The sequence below is a fragment of the Arthrobacter sp. FW306-04-A genome (assembly GCF_044358315.1).
In the GTDB taxonomy this organism is placed as follows: domain Bacteria; phylum Actinomycetota; class Actinomycetes; order Actinomycetales; family Micrococcaceae; genus Arthrobacter.
Window position 1 is genome coordinate 1,298,711 of sequence record NZ_CP084559.1, and the last position, 21,928, is coordinate 1,320,638.

Annotated in this window: 17 protein-coding genes; 6 read left to right on the forward strand and 11 right to left on the reverse strand. The window is 64.7% G+C overall.

Annotation, left to right across the window (positions count from 1 at the left end):
- Positions 1–114 precede the first annotated feature (114 nt).
- Positions 115–1,122, reverse strand: a complete 1,008-nt coding sequence (locus LFT43_RS05945) for a LacI family DNA-binding transcriptional regulator (protein WP_395801605.1) — start codon at positions 1,120–1,122, stop codon at positions 115–117.
- A 133-nt stretch (positions 1,123–1,255) separates the two neighbouring features.
- Here LFT43_RS05945 and LFT43_RS05950 point away from each other — a divergent pair, with 133 nt between their 5' ends.
- Positions 1,256–2,713: a sugar porter family MFS transporter gene (locus LFT43_RS05950; protein ID WP_395801606.1), complete on the forward strand. Its 1,458-nt coding sequence runs from the start codon at positions 1,256–1,258 to the stop codon at positions 2,711–2,713.
- On the opposite strand, the gene LFT43_RS05955 is transcribed toward LFT43_RS05950, so the two are convergent.
- The 3 genes from LFT43_RS05955 to nirB are packed head-to-tail and all read right to left on the reverse strand — an operon-like array spanning position 2,710 to position 7,572.
- Positions 2,710–3,870 carry a uroporphyrinogen-III synthase gene (locus LFT43_RS05955; RefSeq protein ID WP_395801607.1) on the reverse strand — a complete coding sequence of 387 codons (1,161 nt, stop codon included), beginning with the start codon at positions 3,868–3,870 and terminating at the stop codon, positions 2,710–2,712. The genes LFT43_RS05950 and LFT43_RS05955 overlap by 4 nt on opposite strands.
- A 10-nt stretch (positions 3,871–3,880) precedes the next feature.
- On the reverse strand, positions 3,881–4,915 hold the full coding sequence (cobA, locus tag LFT43_RS05960) for a uroporphyrinogen-III C-methyltransferase (protein ID WP_395801608.1): 1,035 nt from the start codon (positions 4,913–4,915) through the stop codon (positions 3,881–3,883).
- Positions 4,916–4,920: 5 nt separating this feature from the next.
- Positions 4,921–7,572: a nitrite reductase large subunit NirB gene (gene nirB / locus LFT43_RS05965; RefSeq protein ID WP_395801609.1), complete on the reverse strand. Its 2,652-nt coding sequence runs from the start codon at positions 7,570–7,572 to the stop codon at positions 4,921–4,923.
- 291 nt (positions 7,573–7,863) lie between these two features.
- Between nirB and nirD the strand changes: the two genes are divergently transcribed.
- Positions 7,864–8,235, forward strand: coding sequence for a nitrite reductase small subunit NirD (gene nirD / locus LFT43_RS05970; protein WP_395801610.1), 372 nt, complete (start codon positions 7,864–7,866; stop codon positions 8,233–8,235).
- 36 nt (positions 8,236–8,271) lie between these two features.
- Here the strand turns inward: nirD and LFT43_RS05975 are convergent, their stop codons facing one another.
- The 6 genes from LFT43_RS05975 to LFT43_RS06000 form a co-directional block, all read right to left on the reverse strand.
- Positions 8,272–10,020 (reverse strand): phospho-sugar mutase, encoded by a 1,749-nt coding sequence (locus LFT43_RS05975; RefSeq protein WP_395801611.1) that lies wholly within the window; start codon positions 10,018–10,020, stop codon positions 8,272–8,274.
- Between the two features lie 94 nt (positions 10,021–10,114).
- Positions 10,115–11,788 (reverse strand): glycoside hydrolase family 32 protein, encoded by a 1,674-nt coding sequence (locus LFT43_RS05980; protein WP_395801612.1) that lies wholly within the window; start codon positions 11,786–11,788, stop codon positions 10,115–10,117.
- 103 nt (positions 11,789–11,891) lie between these two features.
- Entirely contained in the window at positions 11,892–13,496 is a 1,605-nt protein-coding gene (locus tag LFT43_RS05985; protein ID WP_395801613.1) for a glycoside hydrolase family 68 protein, read from the reverse strand.
- Between the two features lie 502 nt (positions 13,497–13,998).
- The gene (locus tag LFT43_RS05990) at positions 13,999–14,748 is read right to left on the reverse strand and encodes a YcnI family protein (protein WP_395801614.1); all 750 of its coding nucleotides are present in this window, start codon (positions 14,746–14,748) and stop codon (positions 13,999–14,001) included.
- Between the two features lie 115 nt (positions 14,749–14,863).
- Positions 14,864–15,469, reverse strand: coding sequence for a hypothetical protein (locus tag LFT43_RS05995; RefSeq protein WP_395801615.1), 606 nt, complete (start codon positions 15,467–15,469; stop codon positions 14,864–14,866).
- A gap of 104 nt (positions 15,470–15,573) precedes the next feature.
- A complete protein-coding gene (locus LFT43_RS06000; protein ID WP_395801616.1) occupies positions 15,574–16,392 on the reverse strand; it encodes a purine-nucleoside phosphorylase in 819 nt (272 codons plus the stop codon).
- Between the two features lie 130 nt (positions 16,393–16,522).
- On the opposite strand from LFT43_RS06000, the gene LFT43_RS06005 reads away from it, so the two are divergent.
- The 4 genes from LFT43_RS06005 (at position 16,523) to LFT43_RS06020 (ending at position 21,263) form a co-directional block, all read left to right on the forward strand.
- Positions 16,523–17,938: an NAD(P)H-quinone dehydrogenase gene (locus LFT43_RS06005; RefSeq protein ID WP_395801617.1), complete on the forward strand. Its 1,416-nt coding sequence runs from the start codon at positions 16,523–16,525 to the stop codon at positions 17,936–17,938.
- A gap of 43 nt (positions 17,939–17,981) precedes the next feature.
- Positions 17,982–18,830: an LD-carboxypeptidase gene (locus LFT43_RS06010; protein WP_395801618.1), complete on the forward strand. Its 849-nt coding sequence runs from the start codon at positions 17,982–17,984 to the stop codon at positions 18,828–18,830.
- 49 nt (positions 18,831–18,879) lie between these two features.
- A complete protein-coding gene (locus LFT43_RS06015; RefSeq protein WP_395801619.1) occupies positions 18,880–20,619 on the forward strand; it encodes a DUF222 domain-containing protein in 1,740 nt (579 codons plus the stop codon).
- A gap of 245 nt (positions 20,620–20,864) precedes the next feature.
- Positions 20,865–21,263, forward strand: a complete 399-nt coding sequence (locus tag LFT43_RS06020; protein WP_395801620.1) for a RidA family protein — start codon at positions 20,865–20,867, stop codon at positions 21,261–21,263.
- A gap of 113 nt (positions 21,264–21,376) precedes the next feature.
- Here the strand turns inward: LFT43_RS06020 and LFT43_RS06025 are convergent, their stop codons facing one another.
- Positions 21,377–21,718, reverse strand: coding sequence for a YciI family protein (locus LFT43_RS06025; RefSeq protein ID WP_395801621.1), 342 nt, complete (start codon positions 21,716–21,718; stop codon positions 21,377–21,379).
- Positions 21,719–21,928: the final 210 nt, after the last annotated feature.

A 21,928-nucleotide genomic window follows, 5' to 3' on the forward strand; every position in this document is an offset into this window, starting at 1 on the left:
TGCCTCCGTGGACTATGGCCCCATGTTCCCACCGGGCCGCGAATCTGTCCATGATGTGGAGTTATTGCTCGCGCTGCTTACGCGGGGACGCGTACCCTTTCCATCTAGCGCGTCCTATTTGGCGGGCGCCGTCGAGTTGCGGACAACCAACTCGGGCGTGAGGCGCTTGTCCGCCATGGGGGCGTCGGGATCGTTGAGGCGCTCCATGGCCACGGCGCCGGCCGTGCTCCCCAATTGCATCGCGTGGAGATCGACCGACGTCAGGTCGATGCCGTGGAGCCGGCCAGTCCGTGAATTGTCATAACCTACCAAGGACAAATCCCCGGGGATGGCCAGGCCCCTGGCGTAGGCGGCTTCGCGTGCTCCTAGGGCGAACTGGTCGTTGTGAGTGAAGATGGCTGTCGGGCGGTCCGCGCTCTCAAGCAATTCGGCGGCGGCGCGCTGCCCGGCATCTTGTGTGAAGTCATGGGCCGGTACCGTCCAGGGAACCAATCCGGCGTCGCGCATTGTCTTCTCGTAGCTTCTTTGGCGAACCGTGTGGCCGTCGTAATCGGGTCCGGCCAGATGGGCGATCCGGGTGTGTCCAAGGCTGAGGAGGTGTTCGGTGGCGGCCCGGGCGCCGGCCTCGTCGTCGGAATACACGCTGTCGACGCCTGCCACTGGCCGCGCGACGCTAACGATCGGGACTATCTTCGCCAGTTCCCGCACTCGTTCGTCCGAATCGAGGAGCGTTGCGGCGATGATGATTCCCACGCGTGCCTCGATCAGCGATTCCACGGCTCCCGGGTCCACTCCGTCGACGGAACGGGAGACGCTCAGGATGAGGCGGTTGCGGGCCTGGGGGAGTGCCATCCGCACGCCGCTGAGGATGTCTGCATAGACCTCGTTGTGGATGTCCATCAAATACAGCCCGACGGCGGAACGATGTTTGCGTGCCAGATCGGCCGCCGCCGCGTTGGGCCGGTAACCGAGACGTTTTGCCGCGTCGAAGATAGCTTGCTTGGTCTCGTCGCTGACACCTGGGGTATCGCGGAAGGCGAAGGACACGAGCGTGCGGGAGACACCGACTTCTCGCGCAACATCGCTCTGAGTTGCGGGACGGAGCTGCCGGTCAGGACCCATGGCTTTATCTTCCCACGGCGAAGAAACCAAAATTAAGTCATTTGTTAGTTTGACCTTACATTTAACCCTTTCGCGCGTTAGTCTATTGTCCAGAGCGGGTGTATGACCCGTATCACAAGACAAAGGAGTCCTGATGTCTGCAACTCAAATACAGCGCGACGGCGCCCATGTAACCTCGCTTCCGCCACTGACCAACGGCCCGCACCGCAAGCGCCTTGGGCTCGTCGCCCTCACCGCCACCTTCGGTGGTCTGCTGTTCGGCTATGACACTGGCGTCATCAATGGGGCGCTCAGGCCGATGACGGCCGAACTCGCCCTCACGCCGTTCACTGAGGGCATCGTTGCCAGCTCGCTCGTCTTCGCCGCGGCGATCGGCGCGCTCTCAGGCGGCCGCATTTCCGATGGGTGGGGGCGCCGCAAGACGATCATTCTGCTGGCGGTGCTGTTCTTCGTTGGCACCTTGGTGTGCGTGTTCACACCGAGTTTCGGGGTGCTAGTCGTCGGCCGCATCCTGCTCGGTCTCGCCGTGGGCGGCGCCTCGGCTGTGGTGCCGGTGTTTCTGGCGGAGATGGCCCCGTATGAGATCCGTGGCTCCCTGGCGGGCCGCAACGAGCTCATGATCGTCGTCGGTCAGCTGGCGGCCTTCGTCGTCAACGCCATCATCGGCATCGTGTGGGGTGACATCCCCGGCGTGTGGCGCATCATGCTTGCGGTCTGCGCGTTGCCGGCGATCGCGCTGTTCTTCGGCATGCTCCGCGTGCCCGAGTCGCCGCGCTGGCTCGTGGAGAAGGGCCGGCACGATGAGGCCCTCGCGGTGCTGCGGTCCGTCCGCTCCGAGGACCGTGCGCTTGCTGAGCTCGGCGAGGTCGAGAACGTCGCCAAAGAGGAGCAGGAGAACCAGCAGATCGGCTGGCGTGCCGTCTTCAGCAACAAGAACCTTTTCCGCATTCTGCTCGTGGGCATCGGACTGGGCGTCGCCCAACAGCTGACCGGCATCAACTCGATCATGTACTACGGCCAGACCGTGCTCGTCGAGTCGGGCTTCGACGAGAGCGGTGCGCTTATCGCGAACATCGCGCCCGGCGTGATCGCCGTGATCGGGGGCGTCATCGCCTTGTCGCTGATGGACCGGATCGACCGTCGCAAGACCTTCATCCTCGGCCTCACGCTGACCACCAGCTGCCACCTGCTCATTGGGTTCGCCTCAATGATGTTGCCCGTGGGCAACCCGATCCGCCCGTACCTGATTCTCTTCCTGGTGGTTGCTTTCGTCGGGTCCATGCAGACGTTCCTGAACGTCGCCGTGTGGGTCTACCTGTCGGAAGTCTTCCCGCTGCACATGCGCGGCTTCGGTACCGGCGTCTCGATCTTCTTCCTCTGGGTGGTGAACGGTTTCCTTTCGCTGTTCTTCCCGTCGCTGGTCGCGGGGGTCGGGATCACCGGCACCTTCTTCCTCTTCGCCGTCGTCGGGGCGCTGGCCCTGATCTTCGTAGTCAAGCAGGTCCCCGAAACCCGCGGCCGCACCCTCGAAGCACTCGAGGAAGACGTCACCACCGGTGCCATCTACCAGGTCCACAAGAACCAGGCCTAGACGCGGAGCCGATAGCCCCGTTTCACCACGGTTTCCACTAGCGTTCCGTCCGGCAGCGAGGACCGCAAACGGCTCACCGTCATGTCCAGGGCGTGGACCGAGCCCCGTAATTCCAAAAGGTCGGAAAGAGCCTCGCGGGACAACACTGCACCGCCTGCCCCCAGGAGCGCACGGAGCAGGAGCAACGGAGCCGGGGCCAGTTCCACTACGGAACCATCGATCCTCAAGCAGCGGCCACGCAGCTCAATATGGCCTGCAGGGGTATCGAGCCGGCGCACATGGTTCAGGGCCAGATGTTCTGTGACGAGCCGGATGAGAGCACCCATACGGTAGCGGTCCGGGATGATGGGGGACAGCCCGGCGTCGATCAGCGGTTGTGCGGTGACGGGCCCGACGGCGGCAACGGTCACCTGGGTCTTGAGGGCCTCGATCAGCTGATGGTACATGCCCATTTCGTGGGCCGTGCTCCACATGGCGTCTACCGCCGGTGCGCTCGTGAAGGTGAGCACGTCCAAGTCTCCGCTGCAGGCGGCTTCGATCAAGCGCGGCAGCTTGTCTTCGCCGTCGGGCTTCACCCAGCGGTACGGCGTGACGGTGAGGACCGTCGCGCCGGACATCCGAAGGCGCTCAAGCTGGCGGACGTCGGTGTAGCCGTGCAATTGCACGGCGACGGTCTTTCCCCGGACGCCTTCCTGAAGGAGCATGTCCACCAATGTGGCGGTGGTTTCGTCACTGCTGATCCCGACGTCGGCAAGGCCGGCCGCGCGGACGGCACCGCGGGCTTTTGGTCCCCGCACGAACATGCGGCACGCAGCCAGGACGTCGAGAAGCTGCTCGCCGATGCCGAAAGAGTCCGCGGCCTCGCACCAGCGCCGCATTCCGTAGGCAGTGGTGGCGATGCAGATATCGGGCTTGGCCGCGATGATCTTCTTCGTGTCCTCGATGAGTGTGATGTCTTCCTGCACCGGTGCGATCTTCAAGGCGGGTGCATGCAGCACTGAGGCACCGCGCCGTTCGAGGGCCTCGATCAGGTCGCGCGACCGCCGGTGGGAAGTCACTCCGATGCGGAAACCGTCCAGCGGCGCATCGTCGTTTGGTCCAGGGGTGGCCAGCGGCGAGCCTGCATTGACGGAATCAAGGGTGTTCAGAGTGGTCATGGAGTTTCTTTCAGGCTTCAAGGAGCGAAGCCGCGAGCCGGCTCAGTTCTGCGGAGGCTTCGGCATGATTGCGGTTGGCTTCGGCCACCCGGACCACCTCGCCGATGACCAGGACGGCCGGGTTGCTGCAGCCGGAGGCTGCCGACTCGATGGTGCCGAGTTCGGCGATGGTGGTGCGCTGGCCGGGGCGGTAGCCGCGCTCGACGACGGCCACGGGCATTCCGGCATCCATTCCCGCCCGGCGCAGGCCGGCAGCCAACTGCGGCAGGGTCCCGATGCCCATCAGCACCACGATGGTCCCGCCGAGGCCGGCCAGATGGGTATGTTCCTTCTCGGTCAACGGGGCGTGGCCGGAGACCACGGTGAACATGTGGCTGACCCCGCGGTGCGTGACGGGAATGCCGGCGGCCGCGGGGACCGAGATGGCGCTCGTGACCCCGGAGATGACCCGGACGGGCACCCCGGCGGCCACGCAAGCAGTGACTTCTTCCCCGCCGCGGCCAAACACGTAGGGGTCACCGCCCTTGAGTCGGACAACGTTCTTGCCTGCCAGGGCCGCCTCGACCATGAGCTTCTCAATGTCGCACTGGGCTACTTTGTGGTGGCCAGGGCGCTTGCCGACGTCCACCAGCTCCGCAGAGGTAAGGCGCACCAGCTCCTGGTAGGGGGCCAGGCGGTCGTAGAAGACGACGTCGGCGTCCCGTAGCGCGTTGACCGCGCCGACGGTGAGCAGGTCCAGCGCGCCGGGACCGCCGCCGACCAGCGTGACATGGCGAGGCTCCCCGGCGGTCGGTTCGATGGCGACGGGGATCCCGGCTTCCCGGCAACGCTCAAGCAGCGGCTTCCAACCGGCATCGCCGTCGTCGACGGCCGCAACGAGGAACGGGCGCTCTGGCAGCGGGCCGTCACCTTCGGCACCGTCCGGCTTGCTGAGACGGTAGACGATTGCGCCGGCGGCCTCGTAGCGGCGGACGGCTTGCCGGGCGGCGTGGGCCGAACCGGTGACTAGAACGTCGCGGCCCGCGAGATCGATTGTGAGCTGCATGGTTGTCAATTCCCTTCGCCTGCCGATTCGTTGCCGGACCGGACGGGGATGCTCGCTGAAGCGATGAGTACGCTGGTTTTTTCCTCGTTGGTGGCGGGGCGGATCTGGCCGCGTTCGGGGACGAAGGTGATGGCCTCGTCTTTCTGGTCCGGGGCGTTGACGAAGGAGCGGAAGCGGCGCAGGCGTTCAGGGTCCTTGAGGGTTTCGGCCCATTCGTCCTGGTAGTTTTCGATGTGGCGGGCGATGGCGGCTTCGAGGTCCTCGGCGATGCCGAGGGAGTCGTGGATGATGACGTCCTGGATGTGTTGGAGGCCACCGTCGAGTTCTTCCTGCCAGCGCGCGGTGCGCTGGAGCCGGTCCGCGGTGCGGATGTAGTACATGAGGTAGCGGTCGATGTATTTGATGAGGGTCTCGTCGTCCAGGTCCTGGGCCAGGAGCTGGGCGTGAGCGGGCTGGAAGCCCCCGTTACCGCCGACGTACAGGTTCCAGCCTTTGTCGGTGGCGATCACGCCGACGTCTTTGCCGCGGGCTTCGGCGCATTCGCGGGCGCAGCCTGAGACGCCCATTTTGAGTTTGTGGGGGCTGCGCAGGCCGCGGTAGCGCAGCTCGAGGTTGATGGCCATGGCCACGGAGTCCTGGACGCCGAAGCGGCACCACGTTGAGCCGACGCAGGACTTCACGGTGCGCAGGCTCTTGCCGTAGGCCTGTCCGGACTCGAAGCCGGCCTCGACGAGTTCCTTCCAGATCTCCGGGAGCTGTTCGAGGCGGGCGCCGAACATGTCGATGCGCTGCCCGCCCGTGATCTTCGTGTACAGGCCGTATTTCTCGGCGACGCGGGCGATGACGCCCAGGCCCTTGGGGGTGATTTCGCCGCCGGCGATGCGGGGGACCACGGAGTAAGTGCCGTCCTTTTGCATGTTGGCCAGGGCGCGGTCGTTGGTGTCCTGCAGGGTGCCCCGGCCCGCGCCGAGCACGTACTCGCTGTTCTGCGAGGCGAGGATCGAGGCGATGGTGGGTTTGCAGATGTCACAGCCGGCGCCGGTGCCGTATTTGGCCAGGATGTCCTCGAAGGAGGTCAGTTCCAGGACCCGGATGGCGTCGAAGAGTTCCTGGCGGGAGAGGCTGAAGTGCTCGCAGAGGGCCTTGGAGACCTCGATGCCGGATTTCTTCAGTTCCCCTTCGAGGAGTTTCTTGAGCATGGGCACGCAGGAGCCGCACTGGGTGCCGGCCCGCGAACAGGCTTTCAGTTCGCCGAGCTCCCGGACCGGGGTGTTGCCTTCGCAGGAGCCGCAGCCGTTGATGGCGTCCCGGATGGACCCGGCGGGCACGTTGTTGCACGAGCACAGGATCGCGTCGTCGGGCAGCTCGGTCTCGGGGGCTTCCCCGCCCCCGGCGGCGGTGAGGTAGGCGCCGGGTTCGGCGGGCAGTTCGCGGCCGAGCATGGGGCGCAGGCTCATGTAGGGGGTGGCGTCGCCGACGAAGATGCCGCCGAGCAGGGTCTTGGCGTCGTCGGTGGTGACGATCTTCTGGTACACGCCCCGGGCCGGGTCCGCGTACACGATTTCCAGGGAGTGTTCGGTCCTGGCGAACGCGTCCCCGAAGCTGGCCACGTCCACGCCGGAGAGCTTGAGCTTGGTGGCGGTGTCGAAGCCGGGGAAGGTCGCCTGTCCGCCGTGCAGCCGGTCGGCCACGATCTCGGCCATCGTGTTCGCCGGAGCCACGAGTCCCAGGCACATGCCGTCGAAGTTCGCCACCTCACCGATCGCCCAAATGCCAGGGACTTGTGTGGCGCAGTGGTCGTTGATGACCACGCCGCCCTTCCTGCCCAGTTCGAACAGCGGGCCGTTGCCATCAGCGGCGCCCTCGCCGGCACGGAAGAGTTCGTCGCGGGGACGGATTCCGATGGACGCGATGACCATGTCAGCGGGGACGATACGGCCGTCCTTCATGAGGACGCCGGTGACCTGTCCGCCGTCGTCGGACAATACTTCGGCGGGATAGGTTCCCGTAAGAACTTCAAGTCCCTTGGCAGTGACAAGTCGGCCCAGTGCCTGGCCTGCGCCTTCATCCAGCTGGGCGTTCATGAGCCAGCGTGAACCATTGATGACGGTGGCTTTCGCTCCGAGCTCCATGGTGCCTGCCGCTGCTTCCAAGCCGAGGAGCCCGCCACCGATGGTCACGGTCCTGACAGTGCGGCCGAGCTTCTCGGTGAGTTCGGCAAGGGTTTTGTTGATGGCCCAGACGTCGTCGAGCGTGCGGTAAACGTGGGCGAGCTCGCCGCCGGGGAAGGGGAGTTGCGCCGCGTCCGAGCCGGTTGCGACCACCAGGTGGTCGTAGGCGTAGCTGTTGCCGGCCGCGGTTTCCACCGACTTGGCGTCGGTGTTGATCCTGACCACTCGCTCGCCGGTACGCAGGGAGATGGATTCGTGCTCCCACATGGACATGTCGCCCAAGGTGAGGTCATGGTCCACGTCGGTGAGGGCCTTGCTCAGCGTGACGCGGTCATACGGGAGGTGCGCCTCCTCGGTCAGGACCGTGACGTGCCAGCCCTCAAGACCGCGGGTGTGCATGGCGTCGGCAAAACGGTGGGCCGCAGGGCCTCCACCGGCGACAACAATACGGCGCAGGTTTTCTGGGTTGGAAGTGTGTCCGGTCACTGGTGGCCTTTCGCATACGCCGCAGAACGTGCTCCGCAACTTGTCACTTCAGACTACGGACGGGCAGTTTCGCCTCAGTTTCCCTTTTGTTTCGTGGTCTTAACTTCTGGGTCACGATTGGATGTCGTTGCGTGTGAGGTCTCTTTTACGCACCGGACACATTGACTGCATTCGGGTGAAACACGCCCGGCCTACCTTGAAAGTGTGGCTGCTAGGCGGCCAACGCCTGAAGGCAAGAACTATGGCCGGGACAACATTCGTCCGGCCTCTGGCACAGTGGAAGGGGTTGACATGACTGTCATTCTGGAACGGGAAGAACAACTGATAGCCGCGCCGGCGGCGTCCGGCTGGCACCGTGTATGCCCGTTGGACGAGCTTGAGTTGGCATGGGGCGAGGCAGCCCTGATTGACGGCGTGCAGGTGGCGCTCTTCCGCGTCAATCCCGAAAAGGTGTACGCAGTTGCCCAGCAGGACCCTGCAACCTTGGCCAACGTCATGGCCCGCGGGATCACCGGGTCCCGGGGATCACGTCCTACCATCGCCTCGCCGTTGCACAAGGAGGTCTACGACCTGCAGACCGGCGAGTGCTATTCCAACCCCAAGCTCCGGCTTCCGGCTTTCAAGACCCGCTTGGTTGACGGCTTCATCGAAGTCGAAGTCTAGGCCCCAGCCTCAGAGACCAGCCTCAGAGCCTCAGCGTTACAGCCCCAGCGCCTCGCGGACGTCGGCCAGTATGTGGTCCAAGGTGGTCCGTGCGGCGTGCCGGGTTTCGGCGAGTTCCGCCGCGGAACCGACCGCCTTGATGACCTCCAGGTAGCACTTGAGCTTCGGCTCCGTGCCGCTGGGCCGGATGATGACGCGGCTTTGGTCTTTGGTGAGGTAGAGGAGGCCGTCCGTGGGCGGCAGTTGTTCGCTTCCCTCGGCCAGGTCCACAAAAGTGTCGATGGCGGAGCCGCCGAACGACTCGGGCGGGTCTGCCCGGAGCCGGTTCATCATGGCGTCCAGCAATCCGAGGTCCGCCACCCGAATGCTGAGTTGGTCACTCGCATGCAGGCCGTGCACCAGGTAGATCTCGTCCAAGGTGTCGAAGATCGTTTTCCCTTCAGCCTTGGCCGCCGCCGCCAGTTCGGCGATGAGCAGGGAGGCGGAAATGCCGTCCTTGTCCCTCACGAGTTCCGGTGCCACGCAGTAGCCCAGGGCTTCCTCGTAGCCGTAGACGAGTCCCGGCACGCGCGAAATCCACTTGAATCCCGTCAGCGTTTCTTCGTGGGCGAAGCCCGCCGCCGCGGCGATGCGGGAGAGCAGCCGGGACGAGACGATCGAATTGGCAAAAACGCCGCGGGTGCCATCGCTTTGCCGGGCGTCGGCGGCATGGCGGGCCACCACGTGGGCGCCTAGAAGGGCGCCTACTTCGTCGCCTCGCAACATCCGCCAAGCACCCGTATCAGGGTCCTTTGCCGCTACTGCCGCGCGGTCGGCGTCGGGGTCGTTGGCCAGCACAATGTCGGCCCGCGAGCGAGCCGCTGCTGCCAAAGCCAGATCCAGTGCGCCCGGTTCTTCCGGATTGGGGAAGCTGACCGTAGGGAAGTCCGGATCGGGTTCTGCCTGCTCTTCCACGAGTGAGACATCCGTGAAGCCGGCCGCGTTGAGAACCGAGACCGCGGTTTCACCGCCTACTCCATGCATGGGCGTCAACACAATCTTCAGCTCCCGTGCCGGGAAATTCAGGGGATCGGCCAGGCCGGCCATCGCGGCCTCGTACTCGCCCGTGATGGACCCGGGCAACACCGTCCAGCCGGATTCAGCCAAAGCAATGGAGCCCAGGGGGCCCACGGCTTCGATGCTTGCGGCGATCTGCGAATCGTAGGGCGCCACGATCTGGGACCCCTGGCCGGCTTCCTCCACGGCCCGGCCGCCCAGGTACACCTTGTATCCGTTGTCCTGCGGCGGGTTGTGGCTCGCCGTGACCATGACGCCGCCGTCGCAATCAAGGGCCCGGACCGCGTAAGCCAGGAGCGGGGTGGGAAGCGCCGAAGGCATCAGGAAGGTATCGATTCCCGCAGCCGTGAAGATCGCGGCAGTTTCTACCGCGAAGACATCCGAGTTGTGCCTCGCGTCATAGCCGACGACGGCGCGGGGCCGCGTTCCGGGGGAGGCCGCAGCAACAGAGTCCGTCAGGAAGGCCGCCAAACCGGCTGCTGCCCGCCGCACGACCACGCGGTTCATCCTGTTGGGGCCCGGACCGAGAGCGGCGCGGAGTCCCGCGGTACCGAACTGCAGCGTTCCACTGAAGCTGTCTTCAAGCTGTTGGCGGGCTGCAGCGACGCCGCTGGAGGCGAGCCCGGTCAGTTCGGACAGCGCTGATGCGGTGATCGGGTCCGGGTCTTGGGCAGCCCACTCGCCGGCGTCGGATATCAGCTTTTCAAATTCGGCATCGCTCGATGTCATAGGGATAAAGCTATCGTCAAAGAGGATGGATGCCGAGGTCGAGGGCTATGGCAACGGTCACAGTCCGGCCACATCTTCGGCCAGGCTCTGGGTGTCAGTTTGTCTTGCGGGTGCTGCTGAGTTTGAAGCTCGCGGTACCTCCCGCGCTGAAGGCGGCCGCGCCTGTGTTGCCCCATTGCGGGAAGAAGATGTCCGAGATGACCACAGAGCCGTCTTGTGTGAAGACCTCCACGGAGGACGAATCCAGCAAGACCCGGAGGTGGACTTTTCCGTCCTTCGTGGGCACGGGGGCCTGGTGGTACGGGCTGAATTTCGGCGAGAAGTTGGAAGTGCCGGCCGCCGAGCGGTCCACTCTGAGAGTCTGGGTTGCGCGGTTGTAGGAGATCCGGAGGCCTGCCTTCCCGTCCGCCGAAGCCCGCAGCACCAAACCGGCCTCAGCTGAGCCCGCAACATCCATTTCGGCGTCGATCAGCTGGGTTCGTGAGCCAAAGTCGCTGCCGAGGGAGTCCGTGGAGTCGGTGACGGTGAGGTTTTTGCCATGTACTTCACTGGTCTTGGCGTCCGTGAGCACGTCCGCCGCAGCGGAGGCGATGGTCGAATGGAGCTCGAAACGGTTTCCCGTGGCCACCAGGCTGAGCTGGCGCGGGATGGCCATGGATCCGCGCCACGGGGTGCTCGGTACGGACTGCGCATAGTCCCAATTCCCCATCCAGCCCAGCAGTACCGGCTTGCCGCCAGGGGCAGAGGTGATGGTGTTGGCGGCGTAGAAGTCGGCTCCGTGGTCCAGCCATTGCGAGTCCGTCAATGGGTCACCGGGTTTTGCCGCGTGCTCCGCCGTGAACCGTGTGCCGTTGAATTCGCCCACGAAGTACTGCATCCCGGAGCCTCCCGCAATGCCTCCTGGGTTGATGCTCAGGATCATGACCCACTTTTTGAGGCCGTTGCCGCCGTCGACGTCCATCTGGAGCAGCTCCGGAACTTCCCAGAGTCCGCCTTGAGCGCCCACTCCCGTGAAATCGCTGAGGAAGTTCCAGTGCAGCAGGTCTGTGGACTTGAAGAGTTTCACCACCTGCGCGTCGGCTACGACTGTGGTCATGACCCAGTATTTGCCGGGTTCGTACCAGGTGATCTTGGGGTCGCGGAAGTTGTTCGACGCCGGCTGCAGGCTGAGCACAGGGTTGCCCTTGTACTTGGTCCAAGACTGCCCATGGTCCAGGCTGTAGGCCACGGACTGGGCTTGGCTGCCCCTTGGCAACGCCCCGCCGTCGCCGTATGAGCTGGTGTAGAGCGCCACTAGTGGCGGGTTGGCTGTGGTGCCCAGTCCCGAGGCGTTCCTCGTATCAGGAACGATGGCGCCCGAAAAGATTTCCTCGCTTGCTGAGCCCTCCATGGCCACCGGCTGCTGGGTCCAGTGCACCAGGTCGGTGCTGGTGGAGTGGCCCCATGACATATCTCCCCAGAAGTTGCCGTGCGGATTGTGCTGGTAAAACGCGTGATAGGTCCCGTTTTCGTAGACCAACCCGTTGGGGTCGTTGATCCAGTTTTCAGACGCAGTCAGATGCGCCGCGGGCCGCCACGGGTCCGATTCGGACGGCGATGGGGCGGATATTCCGACGGCGGTGCCGGTGGCGGACTGCGGGTTCCCCGCGGACTGCGACGCGTCCGGCGTCGGGGTGCAGGAACTCGTGAACACTGTCAGGACGACGGCGACGACGACGAGTAGCGCCTTGCGAGCCGGGTGGAACGGGCGGTCAGGGGAGTAGAGCATGGGACTTCCTGGGTTGGGGAGCGGGGCGCCCGGGTGGAACCGGACGCCCCGCGTTTGCCGGACAGGCGGCATGCTTTGCCTGCCCGGCGGGTTTTTACGTGGCCTACTTGTAAAGGCCTTCCCCGCCGACGCGGACGTTGGTGGGGAGGTAACCGAACGGACCGAGGCCGTTCTTGCCGAAGCTGCGGTCAACCTGGGTGACGCCACCGGCGAAGTTGATCTTTACCGTGGGGGAGAGCGACCCTCCACGGACTCCGTCAACGTTGTCGATGAAGGACTGCACCAGGCCGCCCGGCTGCACGTAATGCGAGTAGGCCTGGAATTGCCGGCCGTTCTGCTGTGCCGACTGGTTGCCGCTCGGGTTGTTTGCCGGCAGGTTCAGGTCGGTCGGCGAGCCCAGCGCAAGGCCGCTGTTGTTGACCGGCTGGAAGTCCGAACGGACACCGTTGCCCACAAAGCCATAGACGCCGTCAGGACCTCGCATGCCGTCGGCATAGGTGAACTGGTGGCTGATGGTGAACAGGTAGTACTTGTTCTTGCCGTTTTCATTCTGGATGAAGATCTGCGGGCGTTCAGTCTGGTCGTTGACGCAGTTGGCGGACAGGACCGGCGGCAGGAAATGCCACTGGGTCAGGTCCTTGTTGTCCGCGACGGCCAGGCCGACGCTCGCGGTCTGGAACCAGGAGCCGGTGGTGGTGTTCACCGTGTTGGTGTTTTCGGCGTGGGGATCGCCCGGGCGGTAGCCAAGATCAGCATCGGTGCACTTGTAGTCGCCGCGCTTTCCGGCGGTGTTGCCTTCGAAGACCATGAAGGTCTGTCCCGGGTGGGCCGGGTCCTCGAAGGTGTACGGGTCGCGGAAGGCGAAGCCGGCGTTCTGGGCCTTGGTCTGGTAGAGCTTGCCATCCGGTTCGAGCAGCTTGGTGTGCTGGAAACCGTCGAACGTCACGCCGTCCTTGTCGGCGTGGATGTTGCCCAGGGCCTTGGCGATGACTGCATCGGGAGCGATACCGCCGCCGCCCGCGTTGCGCTCTGCACGGTCATAGAACGTAGTGGCCGTGTAGAAAACGTTGACGTGGTCACCCTGCATGAGGCGCGTGGAACCCGACCACTCGGTGTTGCCGATGGAGGTGTTGTCCAGGAACAAGTGTCCGCCGTAGTTCCACTTGTCCTTCGCCGGGTCGGCGTTGGTCTTCCGGAAGAAGTAGCCGATGCGGGCGTTCCAGTGGCGCTGGTCGAAGCCGTAGCCCGCGTGGCGGTCGGCGACGAGGGAGAAGATGACGTCCCAGCCCTTGTAGCTGATCTGGTTGGCGTTCTGGTCGGTCAGGGACCAGGTGTCCCAGACCCACACGTCGTCGTTCATGGCCGGGAAGTCCTTGGGGATCTCCGGCATGGTGACGTTGGGGCTCATGGAGTTCACGCCCGGAGCCACGTTCGGGTTGCTCTGGGCCATGATCTGCTTGGCATCCGCCCGCGTCCACTTGGACGTGAAGTTCGCTGCGGGATCAAAGGCCTCTTGCGTGTGGACCGTCGGCAGCGGGAATCCCGGAGTGGGGGCCGGCATCGTGGTGGCCGGCTTGTCGGCAGGCAGGTTTGCCTGGGCAGCGGGGGACGCCATGAGGACCGTGGCGGCCACGCTGGCAGCGGCCGCGAAAGCGGCTGCCGACCGCAGACGGCGGCGTGGCCTGTTGGGGTTTGAGTGAGATTTCATGCTTGCTCTTCTCGCGGAGGTTGGACTACGGGGAGGGCATAAGCCCTTGTCCGAACTCCGGCGTTCCCGGTAACACCGATGGCGTTGTCAGGAACGCCATCGTCTCGGGCGGAGGGGATTCCTGGGAAGCCCCGTCCTTCGGTCCTGGCACGTCGACTTGCCGGGACCGTTCAAAGCTTGACGCGCGCTGAATGCGGTTGCAACCCGTGTTTCGCGCGGCATTCGGGGCCATAGTCCACATGTCAGACATATCTGCGCAAGCGCTTACATTTTTACACCGCGCGCGTGCCATGGAAAGCGCGGCGGGTCAAATATTTCTGAATAAATCTGATTTATTCAAAAAGTTCACACGCCATTAACACCTGGGTGAATTGACTTGACAAGAGTCGGAAAATTGTCGTGACGACGTCTGTCGTTGGTGGGTTTCGTGGTCGGCTGGACGGGGATGCAAAACTGCCCGCGCCGAGATCCGACGCGGGCAGTTCGGTAGTTGGTGGTGGGGCTATTTGGCCTTCGTGGAGCGGGTTCGCATCAGGGCGGTGATGCCCACAGCGAGGCCAATGAGGCCTGCCGCGAGCCCGAACCACCCGGCCGTGGATCCGGCGTCGCTGGCTGTCGAAGCCGCAGCTGACGGGGCCGACGGACCTGACGGAGCCGGGGTCACAGACGGGGCGGACGTGGTAGCCGTCGATGCGGCCGAGTCGCTGGCGGTGGTGACGAACGAGGGAGCCGGGTGCTCGGGCTCTGGCTGACCCTCAACGGTCTTCTCGTCCCACTTCACTACAGTGCCGTCGGTGTAGCTCTGGGTCGCGGGCAGCGTCACAGTGGTGCCGGCGTCGGGCAGTACACCGACGGAGATCGAGAACGCCTGATATTCGTTCTGCCCGATCTGGTGTGCTGCGTCCGCAGTCCAGACAACCGAACTGACAGCCTTGGTCACCGTTGCTCCTGCGACCGTGACGGGTTTTGGCAGGTTGGTGGTGACGAGCTCGGCCGTCCAGCCCTCGACCGGCTTCACGGACACCGAGTTGAAGGGTGTGTCCGTGGGGAGTGAGACTTCGAGCTTGTTGGTCTTGGCCGTCGGGGACTCGTTGGGGACGTTGAAGGTCAGGTGGGTGTAGCCGCCCGCTGCCGGGTCGTCGGGATTGACGTTGACGTGTGCGGAGGCGGCCGAGACGCCGAAGGCAAGCAGTCCGGCGACCATGGTGGCGGCGCAGGCGGTCTTGAGGGTACGGCGGTGGGAGGTCTTCATGGCAATGGTGCCCTTTCACGAGGAAAAGCGGTTGGGACCGGGGCGGACGGAGGTCCGGACCGGTGAAGGCAAGGAGCTGCCGCCCGTCCCTGCCCGTGTGTGAAAGGGGAGAGTCTTAGGCGGCTGAAGCCAGGGCTGGTGGACCACGCCGGGAAGGAAGCCGGAGGCCGGGAAGGCCTTGGGGACGAACATCGGGGCTCGAACGGGGGCTGGGGGCGCGAAGTGGCTGGACCACTGTGGCGGCGGGTAATTGGACCAGCGGGCGCAGCCACGCAGCCAGCGTCCATAGTGCTCGTTCGCCGCGAGCGAGCAACAGCGCCGTGCCCAAGGTTGCCACGGTGTGCGCTGCGAGCATCTGCCAGTCGCTTGTCGGGGCGTGGGCCGAGGCGATGGCGCCTACGGTTTCCGGAGCGCGCACCAAGGAATCATGTCCTGTGTGCCCGGGCTGAAGCTGCGCCGCAGAGGAAGCCCCTGACAGAGCGCAGAACGCCCAGTGAAGGCAGAGCTGCCCGGCCCCCAGCAGTCCGGCCAGGGCGGGCAGCGAAAGTCGGACGCGCGTCAGGATGGCGACCGGGAGGATTGTCAGGGCACAGAGCGCCGTCAAAATGGCTGGCGTCGGAAGTTCTCCGCCACCAGCCAAATGCCCGCCCGCGGCGAAGCCCAGAATGATTGAGCCGATCAAGCTGGTTCGCAAGAACCGGAAAGGAGCGGATGTCGTCATCGGCGGTCCTTTCCGGTTCGAGCGCTACGGCGGAGAATCACTCAAATTCTACTGTGCTACGAACTCCGGAATGGCCGGGGAGCCTTGGCTCCCCGGCCACTCGATCAAAGCTTGGCGATGATGTCCGCCAGGAGGCGCGAAATGCGTGCGCCCGCCGTCTGGCCCGCCTCGATGACTTCCTGGTGGCTCAGCGGTACCGGGCTGATGCCTGCGGCCAGGTTGGTCACGAGGGAGATGCCGAAGACCTCCATGCCCGCGTGCCGGCCGGCGATGGCCTCCAAAGCTGTGGACATGCCCACCAGGTCGGCGCCGATTCGTTTGGCGTACTGGACCTCGGCCGGAGTTTCGTAGTGTGGGCCGGTGAACTGGGCGTAGACCCCTTCGTCCAGCGTGGGATCTACTTCGCGGGCCAGGCCTCGGATGCGGGAGGAATACAGGTCCGTGAGGTCGACGAACGTGGCGCCTTCAAGGGGAGAAGCCGCCGTCAGGTTGATATGGTCACTGATCAGCACGGGGGTGCCGGGGGACCAGGCTTCGTTCAAGCCGCCGCACCCGTTGGTCACCACCAGCGTCTTGCATCCTGCGGCAGCAGCAGTGCGCACGCCGTGGACTACCGCACGAACGCCTTTGCCTTCGTAGTAGTGGGTACGCGCGCCAAGGACCAGGGCCCGCTTGCCCTCCTTCGTCAGGACCGAGCGGATGGTGCCCACATGCCCCTCAACCGCAGGCGCATGGAAGCCGGGAACCTCCGACGCCGTGAGGGTCGCCGTCGTTTCGCCAATGAGATCCGCAGCCGCGCCCCAGCCTGAGCCGAGCACAAGTGCGACGTCGTGAGATTCGACGCCGGTTTCCGCCGCGATGTAGTCGGCCGCAGCTTTGGCGGCCTCGAATGGGTCTGTGTTGATCAGCTCTGTGTTACTCACTGGTACAAGCTACAGTGCCGCCCGCGCTGTTGAACAGGCCGCTGGTGGAACGCGAACTTCGGACCTCTGCGAGCGTTCTCAGGTGGGGCTTAGTGGCAGGTCCGCTGGCATTAAGTAAGAATTGACCATTGTGACCATGCATCCTGACTTCAGCTCACCACGAATCGCGATCCTGGGCGGAGGTCCAGGCGGATATGAAGCGGCAATGGTCGCAGCGCACCTGGGAGCGCGGGTCACCCTCATCGAGCGCGCCGGGCTTGGCGGCTCAGCGGTCCTCACCGACGTCGTGCCTTCCAAAACCCTGATCGCGACGGCGGATCTCATGACCCGCGTCGGCGAGGCGGGGGAGCTGGGAGTCAAGTTCGCCGTCGACGGCAGCGATGTAGCGCCACGCATGCGCGCGGATCTGGGCCACATCAATGACCGCGTCCTGCACCTCGCGCGGGAACAGTCCGACGACATCCGGGTGGGCCTTGAGCACCTTGGCGTAGAGATTCTGATGGGGTCCGGAAGGCTGTTGGACAACCACACCATCGAGGTCATCACCTTGGATGGCACCAAGACGATCACCGCCGACGCCATCCTCCTGGCCGTCGGTGCGCATCCCCGCGAACTGCCCACTGCTAAGCCCGACGGAGAGCGCATCCTCAACTGGGCGCAGATCTACAACCTCGAGGAACTTCCGGAAGACCTGATCGTAGTGGGTTCCGGCGTAACAGGCGCCGAGTTCGCTTCTGCCTACAACGGCCTTGGTTCCAACGTCACCCTCATTTCAAGCCGCGACCAAGTGCTCCCGGGCTCGGACACTGACGCGGCCCAGGTCCTCGAAGGTGTCTTCAAGCGCCGCGGCGTGCGCGTACTGTCCCGTTCGCGCGCTGAGGCCGTGGAAAGGACCGACACCGGCGTCCAGGCCACCCTGGGCGACGGTTCCGTGGTGACCGGCAGCCACTGCCTCGTCTGCGTGGGTTCGATCCCCAACACAGCCGGAATCGGGTTAGAAGAGGCAGGTGTGGCTGTCACGGCGTCCGGCCACATCAAGGTGGACGGTGTTTCCCGCACCACGGCGCCGAACATCTACGCTGCGGGCGACTGCACGGGGATCTTGGCCCTCGCCTCTGTCGCAGCCATGCAGGGCCGCATTGCGGTTGCGCACTTCCTGGGCGACGCCGTCATGCCGATCAAGCTCCACCAGGTAGCCTCCAACATTTTCACCTCACCGGAAATCGCTTCGGTGGGCGTCTCCGAGGCCGATCTCGAATCGGGCAAGTACCAGGGCGACGTTGTCACACTCTCCCTGCTGAGCAACGCCCGCGCCAAGATGCGCAACACCAAGGACGGCTTCGTCAAGATCATCGCCCGCAAGGGTTCGGGCACCGTGATCGGCGGCGTCGTCGTCGGGCCGAACGCTTCGGAACTGATCTTCCCGATCGCTGTTGCCGTGAAGCAAAAACTGCACGTCGACGACATCGCGAGCACCTTTACCGTGTACCCGTCGCTGACGGGGTCCATTTCGGAAGCGGCGCGCCGGCTTCACGTTCATATGTAGGTCTTGGCTCTTCGTCGGCGCTGCCTTTGCTAGCGTCGAGCACATGCCGTCTATCTACCCGCCCAAATTGCGTCGCGGCGACTTGGTCCGCGTCGTTGCTCCCGCCCTGAGCCGCGCCGTGGTCATGGAACACGACAACACCAGCCACATCGGGAGGCGTTTCGCCGAGATGGGTCTGCGCCTTTCCTTCGGAGAGCACGTGGACGAGATGAATGGACTGCTTTCGTCGTCGACGCAGTCACGAGTCGATGACCTTCATGCGGCCTTTTCGGATCCGGATGTGGCCGGAATTCTGACCGTGATCGGCGGATTCAGCAGCAACGAGTTGCTTCCATACCTCGACTGGGAGCTCATCGGTGCGAACCCGAAGACCCTATGTGGCTACTCGGACATCACGGCTCTTCGCCCGGCCGCTGCCTGGACTGACGACGCATGGTTCCGCGACCAGGACGCTCGAACGCTGATTCCGGGCGATGGTTGGTGGCCGTTGCAAGACGGCACTGCTAGCGGACGGATCGTGGGAGGAAACCTCTCCACCTTGAATCTCCTGCAAGGAACGGCGAACATGCCGTCCTTGGAAGGAGCATTGCTGTTCTTGGAGGACGACTTCGAAAGCCACCCGGCCACCTTTGCTCGCGACCTCGCCTCGCTTCTGCAGACGCCAGAAGCAAAGGGCATCCGAGGACTGGTGATTGGTCGCTTCCAGCAGGCAAGCCGAATGACCCGAGATCTACTGGCCCTGATTGCGGCCAAACAATCCGTTCTTGCAGGCTTGCCGGTGCTCGCCAATGCCGATTTTGGCCACACCTCGCCTATCTTCACCTTCCCGATTGGTGGCCAAGCCGAAGTTACGGTCGGTGAATCTAGCACTTCGAGGATCACGCGCCACTGACGCGGGTGGGCGGGCTATTTTGTCGGAGCCTGCTGGCAGAGTGTTTTCCATGGAAGCGATCGGACACCTCACCACGCGCCAGGGCGCTGCGCCTGGTGGCCGGTTCGTCGTGTCCCATCGGGTGCCGGAGCCGCGGATGGTGACCGCGGCTCGCCAAGCGCCGGAGCTGCGCCGACTCGTTCTGCTGGATCCGCGCGAGGATCGCGCCGGCGATCGCGGTGGTCCGCACCGGGTTCTGGAGAGTTCTCTTGCGGCGTTGCGGTCACTGGCGCGGACGGCGGTCGACGACGTCGGGTCGCTGGGGTTGCAGGACTCCGCTGCGTTTGCCTCAGGCGTGGAGGAGCTGTCCCGCACCTTGGATTATTTGCAGGTCGTCGCCGCGGGTCAGTTGCACAGTGTGCGGCAGCAGGAGCCGGCCAGCAAGACGGGCTGGATGACAGGCTGGGGAGCCGAGGCCGGGGCGGGCGGTTCCAGAGCTGGTGCCGGCAACCCCGGAGCGGATATCGGGGCAGCCGGTACCCATGCCGATGTCGAAGACGGCGGCCTCGGCCAGGGGGCCGCCCGGGCCGGGTTCCGGGAGTTCAGGAACACCGGTGAGCACATGCGCTCGCTCCTGCGGATCAGCGCCGCCGAAGCCCGCCGCCGCCTTACCCTCGCGGAGAATCTGCTTCCCGGCCGCTCACTGACGGGCCAAACGGTACAGCCACGATATGGGGAAGTGGCCGCGGCCCTGGCCCGCGGGAGCATCGCCTCCCGCCCGGCCACCACCGTCACCATGGCTTTGGAACGCGTCCGGCCCCTGTGCAGCCCCGAAGTGGCCGTGGACATCGAACACGCGCTGACCACGACCGCAGTCGAGAACGATGCCGACTTCCTGACTAGGATCGCCCGCCGCTGGACCGACGCCATCGACCAGGACGGTGCCGAGCCCAGCGAAGAAGCCCTGCGCCACCTCCAGGGCGCCTTCCTCCGGCGACCCAAGCACGGGCTGCAGCATCTGGAAATCTTCGCCACCCAGGACCAATGCGAACACCTGCTCACCGTCATGAACACCGCCACCAATCCCCGGACTCGCACAGCCGAGGAGCCCGGACACGGAGACAGCCAGGTGGACGCGGGCGGCGAGAGCGAGCCGACGAATGGGCCTGCAACCGATCGGCCGGGCGGTTCACGCGATGATGCCGCGCCCCTGGACCGCCGCACGAGGGCGCAGAAGCTCCTGGACGGGTTGCTGAGCGCCTGCAAGATCGCCCTCGCTACAGGGGCATTGCCCGCGGCCGGAGGCCAGCGCCCACAGATCATGGCCACCATCGACTACCGGGACCTCCTGACGTCACTAAAAGAAACTCGGCACTCGCAGCCGCAACCGGGCACGGGGAACTTTACGTTCACCGGGCCGGTCCCGGTGGCCACGTTGCGGAAGATCGCATGCGATGCCGACATCATTCCCGTCCTCCTCGGCGGAGAAGGCCAAGTGCTGGACATCGGCCGGGCGTCCCGGATCTTTCCGGCCCACATCCGCAAAGCCATCACCGCCAGGGACAAAGGCTGCGCGTTTCCTTCGTGCACGATGCCAGCCCCGTGGTGCGAAGCCCACCACATCGAATACTGGTCACGGGGCGGATCCACTAGCACCGACAATGGCGTCTTGCTCTGCAGCCACCACCACCATCTGATTCACAAGGAAGAGTGGCACATCCAGGTTCAAGCGGGCGTGCCTTGGTTCATCCCGCCTCCCCACATCGACCCACGCCAACAACCACGCAGGAACCGCTACTTCCAGGTGTGACCACCTGGTTCGGTGGGACGTGCTTGAGAATGTGATCAAGTGCCGGTTGCCGCGCACGGCAGGTCCGCGGCAACGAGTCCTTCGAGCGCGCCGCCGCATGTGGTCATCTTGAAACGGCGGCAGGGGTCGCTGACGCTGATGTGCTGCGTGGTCGTCCTCGCCGATTGTGCAAGAGTATGGGGCATGGAGATTCGAACCCGGGAGGGCCTCGTCGATGAACTCACAGCAAGAAAGCGGACGCGCTGATGCCAAACCATTACTTCAGTACACGTCTGTATCAGTCTTCTGCGCCCTTTTCGCACTTTGTCGAACACGCCGGTAGCGGCTTCACAGCGGGCATCATCGGCCAACGCAGGGACAATGGCTTGCTGGTTTCCGATGACGTCGCAGAGCAATGCGAGGCCATGATGGACAACCTGGAAACGCTACTTGAAGAGCTGGGACTGGCATTTTCGGATCTTGTGCGAACCACCGTCTATTTGACAGGTTACGAGGACTTCGACGACATCAACACGGTTTATGCCAGACGCCTGACCCAACCTTTCCCAGTCCGCACGACGATTCAGGTAGCCGCTCTGCCCCTGGGCGCCAAGGTGCAAATAGACACCGTCGTGGCTCTTAGGATGACGGGTGGAACGCGGTAGCCGAATCACCACGTCGGTCGACGTCACCCGCCTATGCGCTCCTGCCAGCCTTTCATTGTGGGCGCGCGACTTGGGCGCGCGAAGGTACGACCGACTCCGGCTGAGGTGCCTCGTCAGGTGGCCGGGTCGTACTGGAATTGCCGGACCTCTTGCGAGCAGCGGCAGGCGACGGCGATCTTCGCGGCCCACTCGAGTGCCGCCTCCCGCGAGGGCAGCTCGAGAACCGTGTAGCCGCCGTTGGGCACATTGTGGCCCGGGTAAGTGCCCTCGGTGACGGTGCCGTCACCGGCCACGAGCACCGGGTCTACGTTCTCATCGATCCCGCCGGCGAAGACGTACACGCCGGCCGCCTTGGCCTCGTCAATGACGGCATGCGAGGCTTCGACCACCGCCTCGAAGTCCTCCTCGGGGAACACCATGGCCTCACCGGGGAACGAGATCAGGTACTTGGTCATTTGAGGACTCCTCTGCTCCGGCGGCGCTATCCTTCGGCTCTTCTCTGCGGCACCGCTCTGTTGTCAGCCCAATTATGGTTCCGGCGCCCGGCACATGGTCAAGGTAGAGCGTCGCGACCGACCCGCAGCACCTGCTCGAGCGGTACCGTCTGAGAGCACGTTCCAAAGCGCGCCGCCCGCGAAGGAGGGTCAGCCATGGATCACTTCGAC